This is a genomic window from Pseudoalteromonas umbrosa, assembly GCF_030125375.1.
In the GTDB taxonomy this organism is placed as follows: domain Bacteria; phylum Pseudomonadota; class Gammaproteobacteria; order Enterobacterales; family Alteromonadaceae; genus Pseudoalteromonas; species Pseudoalteromonas umbrosa.
The window spans coordinates 273215-296473 of record NZ_JASJUU010000008.1 but is presented as its reverse complement, the minus strand read 5'-3'; the positions used below and the strand labels follow the sequence as shown (position 1 = coordinate 296473).

The following is a 23259-nucleotide window of genomic DNA, read 5'->3' as shown; positions in this document are numbered from 1 at the left end:
ACTAAGCCTTGTAAACGAGTCTGTGAACTTTTTTCTGTCATACCCTGTGTATTTCTCTTAAACTGTTCAATCTAATTGATTTTCAGCTAATTTCACATGTTGCATATAATTCAATCTAATCGAATGGAAGCTTTGCAAGCGCAGTTTAATACTGTAATGCAAACAGCCCCCTTAAGTGACCCATTTGTACAAGAAACCGTTCTTGTTCAGTCGCCAGGTATGTCACAGTGGTTGAAAAATGGACTCAGTAAACACATTGGTGTTGCAGCTCAGGTCGACTTCCCGTTGCCGCTGAGCTTCATTTGGCGTTTGTATCAACAGTTTTTGCCAGATGTCCCAGCAGAGTCTCCTTATAATAAAGGCAATATGGCTTGGAAGTTATACAGTTTACTGCCATCCAAGCTGGACCATGATTTGTATATACCGTTAGCAAATTATTTATATGCTGATAATCCTGAAGCAGCAGAACAGGGGGATTTAGATGGCTTAAAGCTATTTACCTTATGCGAGAAAATTGCGGATGTATACGATCAATATCTGATGTACCGACCAGATTGGTTAGCCTACTGGGAATCTGGCACCGATGCGCTACCTGATGTCGATGTCGCCATTGCGCCTTGGCAGCCTGACTTATGGCGTACTTTGGTCGAGTACACAAATCAATTAGAGCAAAGCCCTTATAATCGTGCCAATATGCATGAACAGTTATTGGCTGCTCTAGAAAATGCTCACAGTCATCAATTACCTGAGCGTATTTCAATTTTTGGCTTATCTGCGATGCCCACAAGTCAATTAGAAGTGTTTCAAGCGCTGGCCAGTAAAACCGAAGTGTTGCTGTTTTTTTTCAATCCAAGTGAGCATTATTGGGGTGACTTGGTAGATGAAAAAACACAGGCAAAAATCCAAGCTAAATATGCAAAGCGCCCAGAAATTGAGGCAAGTCTTGATGAGGAAAACGATTACTTCAATGTTGGGAATCCATTGCTGTCCTCTTGGGGTAAGCTTGGCAGAGATTATCTAGAGCAGTTATTGCAATTAGATGCTCGCTGGCTTGATGGCTTTGTGGAAGATTTTAATAACTCCTTGTTGTCAAAAATCCAAAGTGAAATCTATCAGTTGGCATTTAAAGGTGAATCCTTACAAGCTGATCCCAATTGGTTTGTGAGCGAAGAGGGGAAACTGCAAGTTCAACAGGGTGACGATAGTATTTTTTTACAAGATTGCCATACAGCTTTGAGAGAAGTTGAGTGTTTGCATGATCATTTACTTAATTTATTTAATCGAAATCCAGATTTAACACCTAAAGATATCATTGTCATGATGCCAGATGTAGGTGCGTATAGCCCTTATATTGAAGCGGTATTTGGCAGCGCACAAGGCAAACGGTATATGCCATATGCCCTCGCAGATATGGCTATTGAGCAAGAAAAGCCTGTTTTATCATCGTTTGTGATTTTAGTTAACTTGCCCTTTAGCCGTTTTGGCGTAACAGATATTTTAGATTTATTAGCTGTTGAATCTATATCGAGTCGCTTTGAATTAGAAGCGACGGAATTTGAGCAGATAAAATATTGGCTAGACCAAGTTGTTATTAAGTGGGGTTTAGATGCACAGAACAAATCTGAGCATGGGTTACCAGAAATCTCTCTTAACACATGGCTACATGGTTTAAATCGATTATTGCTTGGCGTTGCCTCAGAAAATGAAGAAGGGGCGTTTAACGGCATATACCCTGCTGATTTAGTTGAAGGCATGGCCATTCATATTTTAAGTAAATTAATTGCTTTTATTGAGGCGCTTACCGATGCTAAGACACAACTACTGCAAACCACAAATCTAAGTGAAAAAGCCATGTTGTTGCGTGCGCTTTTAGCCCGTTTTTATCAGCAAGATGCGGAACAAAGCTGGGATTTAATGCAGCTAAACAAAGTGATCGAAGGCATTGAAAAGCACTATGAAAGTGGAGATATGTGCGAGCCTATAGATCCTAGGGTGCTTGCGTATCTGGTTAAACAGGGGATACAAGAAAAAGGCGTAGGACAGCGCTTTTTATCTGGTGCTGTGAATTTTTGTACTTTGATGCCCATGCGTGCGGTGCCTTTTAAAGTGGTGTGTTTGCTTGGCATGAATGATGCGGATTACCCTCGGCAGGTCCAGCCGATTGGCTTTGATTTAGTTCCTGCATCATCGAGAAGAAAAGGTGACCGATCTCGAAAATTAGATGATAGATATCTATTTTTAGAGGCGTTACTTAGTGCAAGAAGTCACTTTTATGTCAGTTACATTGGCCGCTCTTGCTTTAATAACGAAGTACAAGTGCCATCCGTGTTAGTGAGCGAGTTGTTTGAATATATTGATCGCAGTTTTTGTTTTGCAGACTGCGATACGCAGGTTAGTACTCAGCTTAAAAATCAGGCCCCATTACAACCATTTAACGCGCAACACTATCAGCAAGGCCCTTTGCAAAGTTATAACCCTAATTGGTTATTTAACGCATCAGAACAACCATTGGTTCAGCCTGCGCCTTTATCAATTGAATTGCCAAGCGAGCTAGAGTTGACGCAGTTTTTACGCGCGTGCACAGCGCCGCAAAGTTACTTTTATCAAAACTGTTTAGGGGTAAAAATTAATCCTGCACTTGAGTATCAGGATGATACTGAGCCATTTTCTTTAGACCCTCTGACACGTTATCAATATTTACTAGAAATACTGGATACCCGCGTAAATGATACCACACTCAGTACAGCGCAAATGTTACAAAGGGGTCATTTGCCGCAGGCGTATGTCGGAGAGATACAGTTAGAGCTATTAGAGCAGCGGGTTCTGCCGATGGTGGGCGTATTGAAACCAAAGCTTATTGACGCACAGCCACCGCGTGAGGTCAGAATAGAGCTAAATGGTATGAAGATAGTTGGTTGGCTTGATAAAATCTATGCGAATGAGCAGATCTTTTACCGTCCCGCGAGCATTAAAGCCAAAGATAAAATTCGCGCGTTCATTTATCACCTACTAGCCAACATTACTGTATCAGCGACCAGCACATCTGTTATTGGGCTGGATGAGCAGGTAACGTTTGATGCGCTTGAGAAATCAGATGCAATGCAGTTATTGCAAGGCTGGGTCGATTTCTATCAGCAATTGATCTCACAGCCTGTGGCATTTTTCCCAGCCTCAAGTTATGCATTTGCGAGCACGGATGACATTGGTAAAGCGAATTTGAAGTTTGCTGGTGGCCAGTATATTGGCATTGGCGAGTCTGAAGATCCCTATGTGGCACTCAATTTCAAAAATTTAGAGTCCTGCATGGAAGAGTTTATGTTGCTCAGCAAGTCATTACTTGGACCAATCATAGCGTTAGAAAAGGAGCGGTCTCATGGAGATGCTTAATCCAATCACCATGCCACTGTATGGCCATAACTTGATTGAGGCGAGTGCTGGGACGGGTAAAACATATACTATTACGGCACTTTATCTTCGATACTTATTGGGTTTGGTAGAGCATCAAGAATCGACATGTTTAAGTGTTGAGCAGATTTTGGTAGTGACATTCACCGAGGCTGCCACGCAAGAAATAAAAGACCGCGTGAGGGCAAGGATCATAGATGCTCGAGATGTTTTACTCGGTGCAAAGTGCAAAGATCCGCTTATTCCAACGTTATTGGCGCAAGTTAAGGATAAGAAAGCGGCGTTTAAATTACTAGATGCGGCTGCAAAGTCCATGGATGAAGCCGCTATTTTCACTATTCATGGATTTTGTCAGCGAATGCTCAAACAGCACGCCTTTGAGTCAAAGTTAAGCTTTAATCTTGAGTTTATTCTCGATGAAACTGAGCTTTTAAAAATGGCGGTAGAGGATCACTGGCGCAAATTCTTATACACATTGGATAAAGATCAAACCGCATTGGTATTGGAGCATTTTGCACATCCTCAAAGCTTGATGAAAAAGCTGATACCACTGCTGAGCAAGTCGGGTGCAAAATTGACACCTGAGGTGAAATTAGACGATGTGTTAGCTGCAAGAGCGCAATATCAGGCAAGGGCTGCCGAGTTTAAAAAGGCACTCCGAGAAAGTGAGTTTATCACTTGCCTAAACGAGTCAGCTTTGGCAAAAAATAAGACGCCTGGGCGTGCTGCTAATATTAATGCTCTAGGTGATTATGTTGCCTCCGACGCTTGGTATTTTGAGTTCGGTACAAGCAAGCACTCCTTTAATCTGTGGGGAAGCGCGCAACTTGGGGATGCTAAAAATTACAAAAAAAATGCCGAGCTGATAACCCATCACATGATTTCGCAATTTGATGAGATGGCGCAATTACACCATCAAGTTAAAAACTTACTACCAATCGCACTGCTTCAAGACGCTTTGAAGCAAGTAAAAGCGCTTTTAATACAACATAAGCAAATACAGAGTACGATTTCTCCAGACGATTTATTGAGTAATTTATATGAAGCGTTACAAGGAGATGCTGGCGAGGTTTTAGCAAATAAAATCGTGCAGCAATTTCCTGTTGCATTAATTGATGAGTTTCAGGATACCGACCCCATTCAATACGGTATTTTTAGCAGTGTATACGCGGGTGAAGCTAACAGTGCTTTGACTATGATCGGCGATCCAAAACAGGCTATTTATGGGTTTCGCGGCGCGGATATTTTCACCTACATCGCAGCCAAACAGGCTGTCGATGAAACCAGACATTTTACTCTGGCTAAAAACTACCGTTCGGCGAAATCAGTGGTGGATAGTGTTAACGCGATTTTTACCCAGCACGAACGCAGCTTTATCTTTAACGAGGATATTCCATTTTACGCAGTTGATGCACAGGGTAAATCTGAGCAGCAGTCGTTTAGGGGTGATACAGAGCATGTTTTAAACTTTTGTGTATTTGACAGTGGAGATGGCGTTACGAGTAAAGCACAGGCGCATCAGGCACTGGCGCAAGCTTTTTCAGCTAAAATTGCAACCTTGCTCTCTCAAGCCCAGCTGGGACAAGTCAATATAGGCGGGGTAGCGGTAAAAGCGGCTGATATTTGTGTTTTGGTCCGAGATAGAAACGAAGCCTCAGTGATGAAGCACGCACTACACGCGTGTGGTGTGAGTGCTGTTTATTTAGCCAGAGATAGCGTCTATGGACAACCCGTTGCCAGTGCGTTAAATCAATTGCTGCATGTGCTTCACGGCGCTTATGATGAAGCGGCGCTGCGTGGTGTGTTAGTCAGCCCTTTATTCGCGTTAAATTATGAGCAAGTCTTCAGCCTCTCTCAAAATGAGCAGCAATGGCAGAGCTATTTAGACTTTTTTGCTGAACTGAAGCGAGTTTGGTATCAAAGTGGTGCGATGGCGATGTTAGAGAAGCTGATGGTGCACAACCAGCTTGCCAGTGTTTGGCGGGAAAATGGCTATGAAGTAGAGCGCTGGTTGACCGACTATCGTCATCTCGCTGAATTATTGCAACACAAACAAATTGAGTTAGAGGGTACACAACGTGTGTTGAGGTGGTTGAGCATTCAATGCAGCGAAGCAACGTTAGATGGTGCGCAGTTACGTTTAGAAAGTGATGCTAACTTGGTTAAAATTGTCACTATGCATGCTTCAAAAGGGTTGGAGTACCCAATTGTATATATGCCATTTGCACTGGGTTATCGTGATCCGAGTGAAATTATCTATCATCAAGATAAACATTTAATCATTGACCTTGATGCAGATGATCATGGCGTACAAGCTGCCTCAAAAGAGCGTTTAGCAGAAGACATCAGATTATTATATGTGGCGCTGACACGTGCTGTACACTATTGCGAGTTGGGCTTATTTAACATTGCATTGGGCCGAAGTAAAAAACTGGGTATTGGTCAAACAGCACTGGGCTTTGCGTTGTTTGGTGATACTGAGTTTAAAGAAGCGCAGCAATGGCATCAAGCACTCGAGCAGCTATGCCAGCAGCATTCTGGTATGTCCATGGAGATCTTTGAAACGCCTCCAACTGCCTACTTTGGTGAACCGCAAGCTCAAGTTCCTGTTTCGTTAGCGGTAAAAGATCAAAACGCCGCCATAGAAACAGATTGGCGGACAACCAGCTTCAGCCAATTAAGTTATCATGCGCATCATGATGATAGACCTTCAGGGGCCTTAGATGAGCACCATGAATTAGATCTGCCTCGCATGGCACAAACCCTAACTCAAACACCTTATAGCTTTGTAAAAGGCGCAAAAGCAGGAAGTTGCCTACACGAAATTTATGAACAGATTGACTTTACTTCACCTCATACGCCAGTGGCTAATGATAAGTTACCAGTGGGTGAGGTGGTTGAAGCCTGTTTAGATAAATATCAAATTGATGAGCTGTGGCAAGATTGTGTGACTGAGTGGGTGGTACAAAGCTTAGCGTGTCCACTTAATGAGGTTGGCGACTTGTCGTTAAGTCGTTTGGCACCTGAACATTGCTTGGTAGAAATGGAGTTTCATCTGCCATTAAGTGCGCTTAAAGCAAGCCAACTAAATAAAGTATTAACGGATATAACGGGCCAGCCAAGCTTTTTACAATTTGACCAAGTCCAGGGCATGTTAAAAGGGTTTATTGATCTTATTTTTCGCTGGCAAGGTAAATATTACGTGTTAGATTATAAATCCAATTACTTAGGTGATGAGTTGAGTGATTATAGTGATGACAACTTAATGTCTGCGATGTCATCCCATCAATATCATTTACAGTATCTTATCTATAGTGTCGCTTTACATCGTCTATTGAAATATCGACTCGCTGACTACACGATTGAGACGCACTTGGGTGGTGTGTATTACTTATTTTTACGGGCGATGCCGCAGGGCGGCGGTGTATTCTTCAAAGCACTCACGGAGCAAGAGTTACTTACCCTAGATGCGCTTTTTGAGTCGGAGGCATCATAATGTCGCAATTTTCTTTAGATTTCACGCAAGATAGCTTTGATGACGCCTTATTTATTGAGGCATTGATTGATCAACGCAAAGTACGAAGTGTTGATATTGCCTTGGCAAAACTGCTCTGTGACTCTCAATTTTGTGATGCATTTTATCTTATATTGTTAGTGCTTAAAGCTGAGCAAAACCAACATAGCTGTTTGTTGTTGGATACTATTGACTGGTTTAATCCGTTTGAACTAAATATCGAGCAATTAGCTCATCCCATTGAGCTGACGCCATTTGTGGATAAAGATAAGGCATTGCAAGCGCTTTCTTGCCACCAAGCAGTTGGGCATGATAAGCCCATTGTACTGTTTAATAATCAACTTTATCTGGCGCGTTTAGCAAATTATGAAGCATTTTTGGCCGAGCGTTTTATAAGTATGTCTCAGCGAGAAATCAACTTGGATGTTGGTCAGTTACAAGTGCTTTTAGATGTCTACTTTCCAGAGCAAGATGAAAGCTTGATTGATTGGCAGAAAGTGGCATGTGCTATAGCAGCTTCCAGCGCATTTTGTGTCATAACGGGCGGGCCTGGGACAGGCAAAACAACAACAGTTACAAAGTTGCTCGCAATTTTACAGTCCCTTTATGTAAAAGCACCGCTTAACATCAAGCTGGTGGCACCAACAGGCAAAGCCGCTGCGAGACTAAGCGAGTCAATCATTGGTGCCAAAGGACGATTGGCGCTAGCGCCTGAACTTGCAGAGTTAATCCCTGAGGACGCGCAAACGATACACAGATTATTAGGCGTTATTCCCAATAGTAATAAATATAAACATCATGATAAAAATCCTCTTCACGTAGATTTACTAATCGTCGATGAAGCCTCGATGGTAGACTTATCACTTATGAGCAAGTTGGTCGCCGCGTTGCCTGAAGGCGCACGGTTATATTTATTGGGAGATAAAGATCAGCTCGCGTCCGTTGATACTGGGTGCATTCTGAATGATTTATGTGCTGATTTAAAATTGGGGCAACATCCAAAGTATTCTTCGCAGCGGGCTCAATTGATCAATGACGTGTGCTTTGGTGGTGTTAAAAAGCTATCAGGGGCTGCAAGTAAATTTCAGTTGCAAGATATGATGGCATTTTTGCAACAAAGTCATCGATTTAAAAGTGACAGCGGTATAGGTCAGTTAGCCTCAGCGGTTAACAATAATGACCCAAATCATTTGGATTGGGTGATACATCAAGGGTTTCCTGAACTAAGCCTCTATGGGCTATCAAATGAATCATATTTAAATATGATAGAGCGTGCGGCTTCTGCTTACAGCAATTATTTAACCGCTATCCAAGCTGGAGAAAGTGTACAACAAGTACACAAGCTATTTTCAGGTTACCAGTTACTTGCCGCTGTGCGTGAAGGGCCGTATGGCGTGAATGAGCTAAATAAACGTATAGAGCACAAACTTGCTCAGAAAAATTTGATTAGGCCATACAGTAGATATTACGCAGGTATGCCGCTGATGATCACGCAAAACGACTACCAACTAAAACTCTTTAATGGTGATATTGGGATAGTATTACCAGATGAGAGTGGCCAGTTATTCGCTACATTCATTGATGAACAAGGGAGTTTAAGGTCAATTAACCCTGCGCGTTTACCAAGTTATGATCTGGTGTATGTGATGACAATTCATAAATCACAAGGCTCAGAGTTTGGTTATACAGCAATGATTTTGCCTCCGATACAAAGAGCAAGGCAAGGAGTTAATAGGCAGCTGGTGTATACAGGTATTACACGAGCTAAAGACCATTTAGAGTTAATATGTCAGCCTCAGGTACTTAGGTTAGCAATGGAAAAGACAGTTGGTCGAAGTTCAGGATTACGTGAAAGGTTGCTAAAAAATTAAATTTTTGTTTTTTATTTGTTTCTTATGAATGTTGGGCTATGTTTATTTTGAAAGCAGCAAGAGATGATAAAACTGCTTTTTATTGCCCAGTGAATGTGCCGCCAAAGTCGTAGGCGGCCTTTTTTATGTATTGAAAATATATCCAAGTTAAACGTTGTTTACTTTGTAAGCGGTGTTTTATTGACTTTTTTTCCTGTAAGGCGTTAGAGTGAAAATTAAAGTATTTACTCTTGATGAGTACAGAGATGAAAAATTTAGAAAGCCACCTTGCCCAGTATGCACTTTATCACAGAGATAATCGTAATATACGCACACATTTGTTCGGTGTTCCCTTGATAGTCTTTTCTGTCATCCTAATGACTTATGTTCCTTTATTTGAGTTAAATGCTGTGTCGATCACTATGTCAGGTTTACTGATTGGTCTGGTATCGGTTTATTATTTGTACTTATCACTCAAGCTTGGTGTGCTTATGGTGATATTATTAAGCTTGGGTTATGTACTTGCGATGTTTATCTATACACAGTTTGTAAGCTTGGATATTACAACTGGGATATTCTATTTGAGTGGAGTTGGGGTATTTGTGTTAGGTTGGGTAATTCAATTTATAGGACACTATTACGAAGGTAAAAAGCCAGCGTTTGTAGATGATTTAATAGGGCTTCTAATTGGACCACTTTTTGTTCTTGTAGAAATATTATTCAAATTTGGGTTAATGAAAAAGTTGGAAGAGAGAATAATAGCGCGAGCGGGGCCTTATCGAAATTGATAGCAAAGGCCCACGGTTGATATAAATTTTATGCTACAAACTAATACGAGTTTCAAGCTGAGCACCTTTTAATATGGTGACATCTTGACAGTTTAGTCGCAGCTGACCGTTGTTGGTTTCAATAATATAACCTGCTTCGGGTGCACGTTCGGGCGCAGTTTCACTTAATTGTTTACGGGCGCGATGAACCATGATGTTCATATGATTCATTTGTACACCAAGCTGTTTGGCTAGGTCTTCTCTGTACACCCAGCCTTGAGATTCAGTATCTACACCTGCTTGTTTGTCTTCAATGCGCGTTCTGGCAAGTAGTAACAAGAGATAGTGATGGCTTCTACTACCTAAGTTATATTCCTCGCCTTCAACGTGCAAAGAGAGCTCCGTTTTTTCTTCATCTAGGCTAACAGCAAAGCTTAAGGCCAGTGGTTTTACAGCTGGTTGTTGTTCTAGGTGCTTTGTCATGGTCGAAATACCCGCACAATAGAAAAGCCATTGCTCACCGAATAGGCTCGTGATACCACCATCGATTAAGGCTTGTCTGTCTGAAGTTGTGAGATCTTCAAGAAACCAATAATTAAGCAATGCGTCATAATAAACAATGTGAGTTGGCTCCTCTTCATTAGGAAGCAGCATTTGATTTTCAACTTCAATGACGTTCTTGCGGTTATTCTGCGAAACAAAATATTGGCAATTCGCATTTAGACTACCCACGACAAATGAATTTTGTCCCGGTGCAGCAAAGTCGATTTTATCGTTTTCAGAAAGCTGGTAAGGAAGGTTTTTATCTATTTTTCGGTCATTAATCCATATACCATTTGTACTTACATCACGAATTAACCAATTATCATTAGTGTATTCTATGATGGCATGATGTCTTGAAATACCGGGCTTATCTAAAAATGTATCTACATTAAATTTGAAACGTCCAAAAGTGTGATAACTCTTTAAATATATTTTTTCGAGCTTGAGTTCATCGATTAAGTAAGCCATAGAGTTTCCTAAATTTCCGTATATTTTGCTAAGGGCTAGCAGTACGTTGTATTTGCAGAAATTCTACCTGATATGAGGAGTAATTCGCTACTGAAAAGTATCCCAATCATTGATAAACCAAAAGTAACGTAATACTAATTATGCTATTTTTCACATCGTTATGTGTATCTACTTAAATTTCATTCCACGAAATTGTGTCATAAAAGTGGGCCCACCTAAGTGGGCACCAATAAAGGGAAATCTGCAAGTTCGACTGTGTATAAAGCCCGTTTTGATTTTTGTGTTAGTTTGCTAACCTATAAAATACATTGTACGAAGAATAACTTATTTAATCTATTACAGCCGATTACAGCACTTTTCTATGGTTCAAATCGTACCCCTAATCAACCTTGCGATCCCCTGAACAATGAACCATCCTTTTTAAATAAAAGTAGTGATGAGTCCACAAGAGGTGGTATATGAGTGAGTTTAGGTTATTAAACACGACTAAGCTGAAAGGGATTTATCAGTTTTGTGAGCATTATGAAGGGAACCCATTATCGATATTTAGCCCTGCTGACCAGGTAGTGACGGACTTCTCAAGGCGACAGCCACAAATGATACTAAAAGATGTCGATATTGATCATGCACTATTTATGATGGTTAATGGACATGTGCGGTGTAAGCTAGTTATTGATCATGATGACACGTTTGTAGGCGTCGTTAACTCGAAAGATTTGACGGGTAGGAAAGTGCTGACAACGGCACAAAAGCGTAGTGTTTCTCGGTCGGATCTTACTGTAGAAGATGTGATGACTAAAAAAAGTGAACTACACGCCATGTTTTATGATTGTGTTAAAGATGCTCGCATTGGTGATATTTTAGAAACGTTAAAAGAGCTAGGGCATCAGCATGTGCTTCTCATGGACAACAATCAAGTGTTACGTGGTATGATTTCAGCATCGGATATCGCGCGAGCACTACATATTCCAGTCAATATCTTCCAGAAAGCGCACTCATTTAAAGAGATTTTTGAAATTATTTATGAACATGGTGAAGTAACGGCTTAATTTAAAGCCGCTACTTATATTGAATTAGGCTAAAAACTTTTTAAATATTGAATTACACCGAGTATAGCGGCTACTTGACCGTCAGTACATTCTTGTTCAGAAGTGTTCTTACTGTCAGGGTAGACTTCAGTTGTCGTCACATACGGCGCTTGTGAGAAGCCCATACATAAACCTAGTGAAGTTGCATCGTAGTTAATAACGCCAAATTGTTCAATATCGACGCCGATCAATTGTGAGTTTTCATCGGCATCTGCGATGTGAGTGACTTTTTGCACCTGTTCGATAATACATTTTTGAAATGCGGGCTCAGGCTTTTGAGTATGCCCTACGAGATAAAAGCCATCTGGTATATTCCAGTTGTGGTTTACTTTGCCATCTCGTGCTGCTAAAGCAGGTCGAAATTCACTGTTATCAGTATCTGTTGTTTCATGAAGGTCAATATGTGCAATGATATTGGCTGACAGCTTGTTTACATAGTGCATTGCTAAGTGAGACTCCAATGCAGGGCTGTTATCGTAAAATGACCGATTAGGGTCTACTGCATCTGGGTTCCATCTATTAATCGTTTCAAAGCCCCATGGACTGATACAAGGCAAAATTACAAAGTTAAAACTCTCTGTAAATTGTCTCATGTGGTGCCTTACAAACGCTAAAGCTCCCATGACGCCACTTGTCTCGTATCCATGCACTCCACCGGTAATAAGAATAGTCGGCAGTGATGTATCAACACTTTTATTCTTTAATGCAAATACAGGGTATTTACCAGCTAGATAGTCTAATGACCCATACTGCTCTATATCGCAAGATGTACTGAGTTCTTTTATCTCTTTAACAACGAGTTCATTATAAGAACGTTTAATTGTTTGAGACTTATACCACAGTTGCTTTTCTACTTCTGTCCAAGGTGCTCCGGCTGTGCCTATATGATATTGCTTTGACATGGTTTGACTCTATTTTGACCTTTTCGCAGCATGCTAAGTAGTTTGTGTCTAGAAGGCAAACTTTTAAGCTAAGTAGCCTAATTGCGCCAATGACCTCTTTTGTGCTTTAGTAATTTTAAATGCCAATAAAGTTATAGTATTCTCATGCGTGTGGACCTGAATCACTTTAAGCCCTAAAAAATTACGAGTCGTTAACTTTTTGATTTCTTCAGATGGAACAAACTTTCTTTTAGCAAAAAGATTTAAGTAAGAGAATCCTTGGTTGCAAATAGTTACTTTCTTTTGCCCTGACAAGGTGAGCATTAAGTGCACAAGAGCCATAAAAATTGCTGAAATGGCGATAAAAAACTGCAAAGTAGCCAAGTGAGATAGTTGCATATCCATAAATAATTTTGATGCACTTAGCAGTGCTAATGAAGCAAGTATTACGATTAGGTAGAATACATTATTAACTTGCAGCCTAAGTTCTTTCATTTTTAATTCCTATTTCCTATTGGTGTTTTTTTTAAGTTTGGGAAAGATATTGGAACAAAATGGAGTAAATATGAATCTGACCATTAATAGTTAAAAATACGATTTTTCTAGGGTATTTCTCGCCAGTTATCAACCAAAATGTTTAGAAACCCGCATTTTTGATAAGATTCTTCGATGAACTTGCTGGCTCTGAGTTGTTTTATTCCCAATTGTAGAGAATCGAAAACTGCTTGACTGTTTTGATACTTTTTGCTTATTACGAAGTGACGGCTATCTTGTAACGCAACTTTAATTCCTTGAACTGCTTCGACTTTATAGCCTTTTCCGGTGTACCTAAATGGGGTTTGATTGTTGAATGGTATAAGCATAATATCCACCCATTCATTACTCACCAAGCGCGCCATCATTGTCCAGTCTGATTCATTAAATAGCCGCTTTGGATTGAGTTGTTTGATGGTAGACCAGTCGACTGACCACGCTTTATTACTCACTACAGTTATATTTGAAAAATCCTGCTTTATCTCTGATGCTAACGCTTTTGCCCTGCTCTGAGCGGTATAAATGCCTGCAAAGTACTCACCTTTCCTAATAATAGGAGAAGAGATGAATACGCTGTCACCCAAAGCTTGAGCTTGAGACTGCCATAGGGTATCCACGCTAATCATCGACATTCCAGATTGCAGTAAGATTTCTTCTCGCTCTTCATGATCTATCATAAAAAAATTTAAAGTCACGTTTGCATTGCCAACTGTCAGTGCTTTTTGAATGATAATTAGGTCGACAACATCTCGTTGGCAGAGTGGGTGATCAAATATGTCTGGAGAGATACTATCTAAGTCCTGTGTATTTAAAATAGTTTGGGCATAGCGATAAATATCTCTATTGACGGGAACAGAGATTTCGTTATTTGCCTTAGAAAAACCGCAATGACTAGTACTAAGTAATACGATAAAACTGAGCTTTTTAAACATTTCTGACCATTTTGTTTGCCCAATTCTAAGGCTAGTGCATGGTTCACAACTTGTATATTTTTTAAGTGACATTATCGGTGGAGTTTTATATGTTCGTACTATCGCCATCAAAGGCATGCCGTCAATTGAAGGAGTCAAAAATGAAGTTTGAACAATTGCTATCGCATCTCGACAGTGGAGTATGTGTTGAACAGCTACAAAAAGAGTCACTACTTGATATTGCATTAATGTCACAATGCGTATGTGGAGAAATAAAGCCGAGTGAGCTGAGCCATGTTTTGCAATGGGCAAACTCTTTACATTGGAGCGGTTCAATCTCTTTAAACGAGTACGTTGATGAGTCAATAAGTAAGTGTCTATTAGCATTGAAAAGTGGTAGGTTGCAAGGCTTTATCGAACATAGAATGCAGCAGATTGAAGATGCGCCTCTGCAAGAGACAGCACAGTTTTTGGTAAATAAGATTAATATGACCAATAAAGTAAAGCATGAGGCAAATGTGTAGTCACTTGCCTCATATTAGCGAATTTGGGTTCTAAGTGTAGCGTTGCTGTAAGTGCTCCTTAAAGATTTGAGCATTAAGCGAAGATCCTGTCGCTTTGACCACTAGCTCATTTGTTGGTAACAAGCTCGCTTTTTGCCAAATATGCGTATTTAGCCAATCATAAATAGGGGTTAAGTCTCGATTATTGATCTGTGTTGCAATATCGATAGACTGGCTCATAGCATGTTTAAATTGTGCAGCATACATAGCGCCTAGTGTGTAACTTGGGAAGTATCCGAAACTACCATCTGTCCAGTGTATGTCTTGCATGCAACCATTTTTGTAATTGTCTTTTGTTGAAAGCCCCAACAGTGTGGACATTTTGTTATCCCAAAGTTCAGGAATGTCCTGACAATTGATCTTGCCGTTAATGAGATCTCTTTCTATTTCATAGCGTAAGATAATGTGTGCAGGGTAGGTGACTTCATCAGCATCAACACGAATCAAACTAGGGGTAACGCACTGCAGGTCCTGCTGTAATTTTTGAGTCGTATTTATTGATGCATAGTTGGGGAAGTGGCGTGCCGCATGTTCACTTATTAGGGCTATAAACTCTGGGCTTCTCGCTATTTGCATTTCATAAAACAAGGACTGGGACTCGTGAATGGCCATGGAGCGGGCTTTACCTGCAGGTAACTTATTCAGAGGTGTTGGCAGGTTTTGCTCATAACATGCGTGTCCTGTTTCGTGGATCACACCCATCATTGCGTTGATGAATTCATCTTCATCATACCGAGTTGTTATTCTTGTATCTTGACTTGTTCCGCCACAAAATGGGTGAACGCTGGTGTCTAATCTACCGTGGTCAAAATTAAATCCGAGTATTGTCATGAGTTCATGCGCTAGCAGTTCTTGCTGCTTTACTGGATAGGATGCATGTGTTGCTGGTGGCGGTATTTGTTTGGCTTCTTGGATAAGCTGTGGTAACCAGCTACTTATGTCTTTGAACAGTTGATCAAGTTCTCCGCTACTCATACCTGGTTCATAAATATCCAACATTGCATCATAAGGCGTCAGATTGTTCGCGCTTGCTCTGATCTGCGCTTCTTCTTGACTAAGCTTTACGACTGGCTCAAAGTTTTTAATAAAGCCTTGCCAGTTATTCTCTACTCTCTGTGTTCGCCATTGATGTTCACATTTAGCACCCGCTAAGCTCTTTGCTTTGACCAGATCAGCCGGCAGTACGGTGCGCATTTGCCAAGTTCTTTGCATCTCTCTCACACTGGCTTGTTGAGACTCGTTTAACTCATCGTTTTTAACTGATTCGAAGAGCTCGGCGAGCTGCGGTGCAGTATGAAGTGCGTGAAGGTGAACAGCTAGCTCTGCCATGGCTTCAGCCCGACTATCTGCCCCGCCTGATGGCATCATTGCTGCCTGATCCCAACTACAAATTGCATTCAGGTGCTCAAAGTTATCAATAGAGTGGTAGTGTTCGATGAGCTTGTTATAGTTTTTTATCGTCATTATTTTATTTCCTCTGCCACTTCTGCAATTTTTTGTCTCAGCCAAACATGGCTGGCATCACGGTGAAGTAGTGGGCTCCAAATCATATCCAGTTCAAAGGGAGGAATAGGAAACGGGGGTTCCAAAATGGCTAACGAGTTATCATCTCGGTATATATTGGCTGCCTTCGAGGGCAATGTCGCAATTAAATTCTGCTCTTTGGCAAGATGGATTGCAACATGATAATTACGCGTGAAGGTGGCAATATTTCTGTGTTTACCAAAGTTTGCTAGCGCTTCATCTACCCAACCTAGCTTTTGGACATCTTCTGGATTCATGCCGACACCGACACCGAAACCAGTTTTACTAACCCAAATATGACGTGCATTTAAATAGGCGTCTAGCGTGAAGTCTTCTTTAATCGGATTATCGGATTTAATTAGGCAACTAAAGCTATCTTTCCAAATTTGCTTGTGGTGAAACGACTGAGGCAGGTTCTCGAATCGATTGATTGCCATATCCACTTTACCATTTTCAACATCATGAAAAGTGACATCACTGGGCGTCAGTATGTCTAGCGTGGTATCTGGTGCTTCATTATGTAGCTTGGCAAGTAGCTTTGGAGCAAGTGTGCTTGCAGCATAATCACTTGCCATAATACGAAAAACGCGTTTACTTTGGCTTGCTTCAAACTCTCTATTAGGGGCGAGCGTTTCTTCTAAAGTCATTAAAATCCCACGAATGACAGGTTGCAGCTCAAGTGCTCGTTCGGTGGGCACCATACCTTCACTGGTACGCACAAGTATGGGATCATTGAATAAGTTTCTCAGTCTCTTTAGACCATTACTCATTGCAGGTTGTGTGATACTTAGTTGGTTAGCTGCACGTGTTACATTGCACTCCCTAAGTAGAGTGTCCAAGTATACCAGTAAGTTGAGGTCAATTTTGCTAATGTTCACAATGTTCCTTTCTTGTTATTGTGATGTCCAAACCGCTGGCTTTGAGGGTATGGATAAACATGTTTGATGATATGTTGTCGTATATCTTGTTGAACTTTTTGCCAATATATTGGAGTCATAAGTTCAGGATGATGGCGCTCAAAAACTGCCTTGAGTTTAGGGTTTGTTAGAACAAATGTACACATTTGCTCGGGAAATACATCATTGGGCGCAAATGATGGTGTGGCTTGTCCTGAATATAAATCGTCAAGCGATATCTTTGGCAATGCTTTAAAAGACATTTGTGTAAGATATTGTACTTCGTCATAATCATAAAATATCACGCGATTGTGACGACTTACACCAAAGTTTTTTAAGAGCATGTCACCGGGAAAGATATTGACTTGTAACATCTCTTTGATGGCATTGCCGTAGTCTTGGATAACATGATCTATTTGTTCATCTGTTGCGTTTTGGATAAAGAGATTTAGTGGTGTGATACGCCTTTCAATATACAAGTGTTTTATAGTGATGAACTTGTCATCTTCTATGATATTTTGTGCAATTTTTTCTTTAATTACAGTGAGTAAATCTGGCTCAATACGGTTTTTAGGAATGACCACATTGGAATATTCTAACGTATCTGCCATCCGTCCAACTCTATCATGGTTTTTGACCAGCTGGTATCTCGCTAAAACCGTCTCTTTCCCAAACGGTTTACTCGGTGCGAATGTGTCTTTTATGACTTTAAATACGTATGGGAAGGTCGGCAAAGTAAATACTAGCATGACCATGCCGGGTGTACCTGGAGCGATAGTAAAGCGCTCATTGTTGCTCTTTTGATGCAGCAAAAATGCACGGTAAAATTCAGTTTTCCCGTGCTTATGAAACCCAATTGAATTATATAACTCTGCAACAGTTTTGCTCGGCATCAATTGATTTAAAAAGCGGACCATTGCCGATGGAGCACGTGTTTCGACTGAAAAGTAAGCGCGTGCAAAGCCAAAAATTAAGCTCATTTGAGAGGCATTTGTGATTAGGGCATCGATCTTGAGCTTATTTTGATTGTTGTGTAAAAGTGCGATGATAAAAGGTTGTACACCAGAGCAAGAAACGACTCGTCCAACTATATAGGCACTTTTGTTTCGGTAAAATGGTGATTTAAGTATGTCAAAACGCATTTTAAAGTGCTGATGGTGAGTATTTGGAGCTTGTTTAAAAAAAGCTTTTTGTAAAAGCCGAATGTCTTGTTTAAAGTCGTAGAGTTCACTAAGTAAACCTGTATCTGAAATAATCTTTTCAATTGTTTTTTGCAAGCCCTCAACAACCGGGAAGTAACTTCGATACTCAGCTTCTACAGGCAGCTGTGAAACAGTAGATTGTGAGCTGTTCACAAAAATATAGTCGTTCTTAAAATAGCTATGGTGAAAAAGGTGACAGAAAACAGAATTGTAAAATGTTTCTGCAAGTTCTGCTTGTGGGTGGAATACGAGCAAATCAATATAAACCTGCTTAACTTGACACCACAGATGGTTATTGATCTGGTTTGAAGGAAAATGAAGCTTTAAAATATCGACGGTTTCTTGAACGCGTTGATCATAATGACTGATGCGTAATTTACTGATTTGCTCTATGGTTGCCCATTGTTGTGATAAAAATGCACTAGGTATTCTTGCTGTCATCTCCTGAAACAGCGAGTAGTGTTTCTTAAACCCTGTAATAATGAAAAAAGCAATCTCTTGAGGGCCCATAAAGGTTCCTATTTCCGCATTAATAAACCTAAATTTATTCTATTTTTAATTCTTCTATCTAAGTTTTTAGGGTTTAATGCTTAATGTGTATTTTATTGTGATGGTTATACTCTAGCTTGAAATGTATTATATACAATATTTTTTTACACAGGTTATTGAGCAATTGAAAAGTAAAGCACGTATGCATTGAGTCTAGTTGTATTGTAAAGGCTATAGTCTCATTACTAGCCTTTTATGTCATGATTGTCGAGATTCTAGTTCAATGTGTATTGGTTAGTATAGTAGATGTGTAAAGGCCCAGAGAGTGCTAACAACTTTGAGCCTTTTCAAGATGTTGATTTTATTTGTTATTTAGGGTATTTATCTACTGTTCGACAGGCCACAATACAACCTGTAAGACAGCCACCAGCAACCTCTGGCGTCAGGCCTTTAGCTAAGTTCTTATCATTATTAATGAGGTTTTTGACTGGTTTTTTATTTAATTTGAGTTTCACTATAATTCTCCTTTTTTCTAACTCAAAACAGTATGCTATAGATTATTTAGGGTCTTTATCTACTGTTCGACAGGCCACAACACAACCTGTAAGACAGCCACCTGCAACCTCTGGCGTCAGGCCTTTAGCTAAGTTCTTATCATTATTAATGAGGTTTTTGACTGGTTTTTTATTCAACTTGAGTTTCACTATAATTCTCCTTTTTTCTAACTCAAAACAGTATACTATAGATTATTTAGGGTCTTTATCTACTGTTCGACAGGCCACAACACAACCTGTAAGACAGCCACCTGCAACCTCTGGCGTCAGGCCTTTAGCTAAGTTCTTATCATTATTAATGAGTTTTTTAACTGGCTTTTTATTTAGTTTGAGCTTCACTATAATTCTCCTTTTTATTAACTCAAAAAAACAATAACAAAAAAACAAATGAAATCAATATTGATAAGACTAAAAAATAATTTTATGAAATTAATGATTATTAGATTTAAATTTAAAATTTTGGGTTGTAAAAATTAAAAAGAGAATATTATTCACATTATATTTATAAATTATTTTGGTGTATCTTAATCTTCGATATCACATTTTAAACAGCAATTATTTTAGTCTATTTACGTAAGATCACATTAAGAGCAGCTTTAAAATCATATATCACAGTATTGTTATGTATACTGGCATTTAATCGCGTTGATGAAACATACGTCTTTATTTATTGAAGTCGTTTGAGTTTTTTTTCAATTTTAGCAATTTCTTTGTTAAGCACTTTAACTCTCTGCAAGTAATCTTTATTAATTGACTTAAGCTGCTTTTTTACATCTTTGACAGTAGCTTTTCTTTTTTGGTCATCCATCAAACGAGTCACACGGCGCTGCTGCTTTCTGGCCGCTTCATCACGTTTACGGCCAAGTATTGCAGCATGTTGCTTTTTTGCGCGTAAAGCATTTTTAAGGTTAAGAATAATTTGTTTGCGCTCTAGCTCATTTAATGTCTTAAAATGTTGTTCAGAGGGTATGGTAGCTTTTGGGTCTGAGTGAGTAAGTGTGTATTGCTGTGCGCTATTAGAGCAGGGGTGTTGGCTAAAGATAGTGCTTTTGTCAGTCACGCATTTGTAATAAGAAACCGTCGTTTTCGAAAAGCCGTTGTTGGTACAAAATAAAAGGCACAAAAGTAAAATCAATTTCATAGCAGCCGTTTCCCTGTAGTCGCGCATAAATTAACTATAGACAAAAAATAAAAGGTTACGTTGAAATGTGAGCACAAATTGGCTTATAGCACCCAATTATTGATTGGGTGCTTTTGTTGTGAATCTTTTGAGTAATTTTATACTCTGTACGAGAAAGGGAATGTCCATCTTTTGCTCAATAGGGAATCCTTCCTTTGCAGAAATTTGTTTATGTCTTCCATCATGATTAACCAGGATAATACGGTCCTTTTTGTAGGTGATAAGAACACCTTGTGAATAGTTCACGCCTTGGTTTAGCTCGCTACTCCCCGAAACATTACCTATCATGGTTTGAGAGGCGAGTTGGCCACAATTAAAATGTTTATCCAGTAAAGTGTATATGATGTCGGTACCTTGCATTAACCCTTTATGATCTGAGAAATAGGGCAAGTTAGTGTACATTGTTGTTTGCGTTACAATTTCATTACCCATGGGGTGCTCGATAATGATGTATGTACTAGAATCTGAAAAATCCGGCAGCTCTGAGGTAAAGTGAAATCTGACTTTGCTGTCTTGTGTTGGTTCATTGAAGTAACCAAACATATTGTCACTGGTAACTGATAATGTGTTTTTTGAGTTCCAGATTGGGGATAGCTTTTGTTCTGTGATCGTATTGCGATAATAGGCAGGCAGCCCATATATTAGATTAAAATAGTGGTCTTTTGGATTAGTGGGCACTAATACATGAGGGTAGCTAAATAAGTCTTTATTTGATAATTGACTAGCTGAATTTGATATAGAATCCAAGACAAAAATATCTACAGCCGGTGCATCAAATTCACAGTATTGTAAATTACTTGGCACCTGAAAATGAGATGTGGCGTTCTCTAATCGTACAGTTCTTGCCTGCTCGTATTCAGTTAAATCTAGTAGCTCGTGCCTAGCTAATAATGTTTTCGCTGTAGTGGGGTAGGAAAGTGGTAATACATTATCTTGCTTAGTGACATCAAAATAATTATTAGCATCAGCCCACACATGCATTAGGTGGCTAGTGGCAAAACAAGTAACTAAAAAAGCAGTTGCGTATTTAGGAAATTTGTAAGATTTGAGTTTGTCTAAATGTCGCCATGCATGATTTCCTACAACAAGTTCAAACCCAAATATGGCTATAAACCCTAAGAAGATTAAAATAATCGTCAGCATGGACATGTTATCAAGTATGCTGATTAACAGGGACATTATTTCCGACAAAGATTGAAAGCTTAAATGGTAGCCGTGTTGATAATATACAAATGCGTCTAGGCATAAAACTGATATACCAAATGTTGCAATGAGCGCAGCCATGCCTCGTATATGACGAGGGTAAGGAAAGATTAAGCTCAGTGGAAACACGGTTAACACGAAGGCACAAAAAGTAATGAAGCTAGTGTGACTTACCCAAGTAACAATCATGTATACCCAGCCAACCACGCTGCTTGGTGCTGCATCTGCTGCTAAATAGGCTAGTGCAATGATAAGCACTAGCCCGATGTTAGCAAAAGTAAACCAGTGTCCCCAACTTAGCAGTTGACTCGCTTTTGAAGAAAAAGGACTATGTGGTGTTAAATTCATTCCGTTACTTTACCGATTGAGTAAGCGCCTTTGCAAAATTCTCTGCGACTTCTTCTCTTTTACTCTCTGGCACATGCTCTTTTAAGATGTGCGTGATAGAATTTCCTAAACACATTAAACTCAAGTCGACAGGTGCTTTGTGCTCTTGAAGCACAGTGATTAAACTATCAACAATTTGTTCTACTTGTTCATTGGAATATTTAGACTGAATTGGCATCGGTTGGTTCAAATTAATAGAGTTACAATTCTTCATATTCTAACACCAGAGGCGTTAAAAACAAAGATGAGCATTGAGGTGAAAAAGCTTGTTGTACATTATGTAGACAAGCAAGACGAAGAAACGCAAATTCATTTACGTGAAGATGAGATGGCCATTAATGATAGGGTCAATGTATTTATTGAGCAGTTGCACCATGCATATAATGGTAAGCCTGGAAAGGGGTTTTGCGCATTTGATGGTGACAAAAATAGTACAGTGGCCTCTGCAATGCAGAGTTATCGTAATAATGAGCTGGGTTTTTGGCATTTGACACAGCAGGCAACTGAAGTGTTAAAAGAAGAGCTAAATAAATATGCGTTTCATGAAACGGGTTATTTAATTTTTTGTCATTATCAATATGTCGGTTGCGATTATATGCTGATTTCTCAAATTAGCATTAAAGAACATTATTCGATTACTTCTGAACTGGATTTAGCAAGTTCTAGGCACTTGGATATTTCTCGAATGCAGTTAGCTGCGCGTATCGATTTAACGGCATGGGATACGCAAGCGGAGGAAAATCGCTATATTTCTTTTATCAAAGGCCGAGCTGGACGAAAAGTTGCTGACTTTTTCTTAGACTTTTTGGGATGTGCTGAAGGGGTTGATCCTAAGCAGCAGTCACAGACAATGTTGCATGCAGTTGAAGACTATTTGGCTGAGCAGCAGTTTGAAAAATCAGAAAAAGACGTCATCAGAAAAGAAGTATTTGATTACTGTAATGACTGTATTAATAGTGGTGAAGATGCTGATATCGAAGGCTTATCTGATACGCTTTCGAAATCTTCAGATGTTCAGTTTGAGGATTTTTATAAAGAACAGGGCTATGAACTGGAAGAGTCATTCCCACTTGATAAAAAGACTGTTACAGCAATGGTGAAGTTTTCGGGTATGGGCGGTGGCGTAAGTGTCGGATTCGAGAGAAAGCACTTAGGCGAGCGCGTCATCTATGATCCAGTTAGTGATACGCTTACTATCAAAGGTGTCCCACCTAACTTAAAAGATCAACTAGAAAAATATTCTCAAGAAAAATAAAAAAGGCCACTATGGCCTTTTTATTTTGTTTCACAAAAGCGCAGG

The 23259-nt window shown here is 39.7% G+C and carries 20 protein-coding genes; 7 read left to right on the top strand and 13 right to left on the bottom strand.

What is annotated here, in order from left to right; translation table 11 throughout:
* The first annotated feature begins 96 nt into the window (after positions 1-96).
* From recC to QNM16_RS22535, 4 genes are all read left to right on the top strand, one after another.
* Positions 97-3387, top strand: a complete 3291-nt coding sequence (gene recC / locus QNM16_RS22550; RefSeq protein ID WP_284022518.1) for an exodeoxyribonuclease V subunit gamma — start codon at positions 97-99, stop codon at positions 3385-3387.
* The gene (recB, locus tag QNM16_RS22545) at positions 3374-6901 is read left to right on the top strand and encodes an exodeoxyribonuclease V subunit beta (RefSeq protein WP_284022517.1); all 3528 of its coding nucleotides are present in this window, start codon (positions 3374-3376) and stop codon (positions 6899-6901) included. Before recC ends, recB begins: the two co-directional genes overlap by 14 nt.
* Entirely contained in the window at positions 6901-8790 is a 1890-nt protein-coding gene (recD, locus tag QNM16_RS22540; RefSeq protein WP_284022516.1) for an exodeoxyribonuclease V subunit alpha, read from the top strand. The genes recB and recD overlap by 1 nt, the downstream gene beginning before the upstream one ends.
* A 245-nt stretch (positions 8791-9035) precedes the next feature.
* Positions 9036-9557, top strand: coding sequence for an Mpo1 family 2-hydroxy fatty acid dioxygenase (locus QNM16_RS22535; protein ID WP_284022515.1), 522 nt, complete (start codon positions 9036-9038; stop codon positions 9555-9557).
* Between the two features lie 33 nt (positions 9558-9590).
* On the opposite strand, the gene QNM16_RS22530 is transcribed toward QNM16_RS22535, so the two are convergent.
* Entirely contained in the window at positions 9591-10547 is a 957-nt protein-coding gene (locus QNM16_RS22530) for an FHA domain-containing protein (protein ID WP_284022514.1), read from the bottom strand.
* A gap of 458 nt (positions 10548-11005) precedes the next feature.
* Between QNM16_RS22530 and QNM16_RS22525 the strand changes: the two genes are divergently transcribed.
* Positions 11006-11596 carry a CBS domain-containing protein gene (locus QNM16_RS22525; RefSeq protein ID WP_284022513.1) on the top strand — a complete coding sequence of 197 codons (591 nt, stop codon included), beginning with the start codon at positions 11006-11008 and terminating at the stop codon, positions 11594-11596.
* Between the two features lie 29 nt (positions 11597-11625).
* Here the strand turns inward: QNM16_RS22525 and QNM16_RS22520 are convergent, their stop codons facing one another.
* The 3 genes from QNM16_RS22520 to QNM16_RS22510 all read right to left on the bottom strand — a co-directional run bounded on the left by QNM16_RS22520 (position 11626) and on the right by QNM16_RS22510 (position 13982).
* Positions 11626-12537, bottom strand: coding sequence for a M14 family metallopeptidase (locus QNM16_RS22520; RefSeq protein WP_284022512.1), 912 nt, complete (start codon positions 12535-12537; stop codon positions 11626-11628).
* A 63-nt stretch (positions 12538-12600) separates the two neighbouring features.
* Positions 12601-13011, bottom strand: coding sequence for a hypothetical protein (locus tag QNM16_RS22515; RefSeq protein WP_284022511.1), 411 nt, complete (start codon positions 13009-13011; stop codon positions 12601-12603).
* Between the two features lie 107 nt (positions 13012-13118).
* Positions 13119-13982 carry a hypothetical protein gene (locus QNM16_RS22510; RefSeq protein ID WP_284022510.1) on the bottom strand — a complete coding sequence of 288 codons (864 nt, stop codon included), beginning with the start codon at positions 13980-13982 and terminating at the stop codon, positions 13119-13121.
* 140 nt (positions 13983-14122) lie between these two features.
* On the opposite strand from QNM16_RS22510, the gene QNM16_RS22505 reads away from it, so the two are divergent.
* Complete coding sequence (locus QNM16_RS22505; protein WP_284022509.1) at positions 14123-14485, top strand: hypothetical protein; 363 nt, start codon at positions 14123-14125, stop codon at positions 14483-14485.
* 30 nt (positions 14486-14515) lie between these two features.
* Here the strand turns inward: QNM16_RS22505 and QNM16_RS22500 are convergent, their stop codons facing one another.
* From QNM16_RS22500 to QNM16_RS22460, 9 genes are all read right to left on the bottom strand, one after another.
* Positions 14516-15988, bottom strand: coding sequence for a carboxypeptidase M32 (locus QNM16_RS22500; protein WP_284022508.1), 1473 nt, complete (start codon positions 15986-15988; stop codon positions 14516-14518).
* Entirely contained in the window at positions 15988-16926 is a 939-nt protein-coding gene (locus tag QNM16_RS22495) for a LysR family transcriptional regulator (protein WP_284022507.1), read from the bottom strand. Before QNM16_RS22495 ends, QNM16_RS22500 begins: the two co-directional genes overlap by 1 nt.
* On the bottom strand, positions 16923-18656 hold the full coding sequence (gene aceK, locus QNM16_RS22490; protein ID WP_284022506.1) for a bifunctional isocitrate dehydrogenase kinase/phosphatase: 1734 nt from the start codon (positions 18654-18656) through the stop codon (positions 16923-16925). Before aceK ends, QNM16_RS22495 begins: the two co-directional genes overlap by 4 nt.
* A 347-nt stretch (positions 18657-19003) precedes the next feature.
* Complete coding sequence (locus QNM16_RS22485) at positions 19004-19150, bottom strand: hypothetical protein (protein ID WP_284022505.1); 147 nt, start codon at positions 19148-19150, stop codon at positions 19004-19006.
* 42 nt (positions 19151-19192) lie between these two features.
* A complete protein-coding gene (locus QNM16_RS22480) occupies positions 19193-19339 on the bottom strand; it encodes a hypothetical protein (protein ID WP_284022504.1) in 147 nt (48 codons plus the stop codon).
* Between the two features lie 42 nt (positions 19340-19381).
* Positions 19382-19528 (bottom strand): hypothetical protein, encoded by a 147-nt coding sequence (locus QNM16_RS22475; RefSeq protein ID WP_284022503.1) that lies wholly within the window; start codon positions 19526-19528, stop codon positions 19382-19384.
* A 328-nt stretch (positions 19529-19856) separates the two neighbouring features.
* Positions 19857-20330 (bottom strand): DUF4124 domain-containing protein, encoded by a 474-nt coding sequence (locus QNM16_RS22470; protein WP_284022502.1) that lies wholly within the window; start codon positions 20328-20330, stop codon positions 19857-19859.
* 96 nt (positions 20331-20426) lie between these two features.
* A complete protein-coding gene (locus QNM16_RS22465; protein ID WP_284022501.1) occupies positions 20427-21920 on the bottom strand; it encodes a DUF3413 domain-containing protein in 1494 nt (497 codons plus the stop codon).
* Positions 21921-21924: 4 nt separating this feature from the next.
* Complete coding sequence (locus tag QNM16_RS22460) at positions 21925-22137, bottom strand: YejL family protein (protein ID WP_063363908.1); 213 nt, start codon at positions 22135-22137, stop codon at positions 21925-21927.
* A 66-nt stretch (positions 22138-22203) separates the two neighbouring features.
* On the opposite strand from QNM16_RS22460, the gene yejK reads away from it, so the two are divergent.
* On the top strand, positions 22204-23214 hold the full coding sequence (gene yejK / locus QNM16_RS22455) for a nucleoid-associated protein YejK (protein ID WP_284022500.1): 1011 nt from the start codon (positions 22204-22206) through the stop codon (positions 23212-23214).
* The last annotated feature ends 45 nt before the right edge of the window (positions 23215-23259 follow it).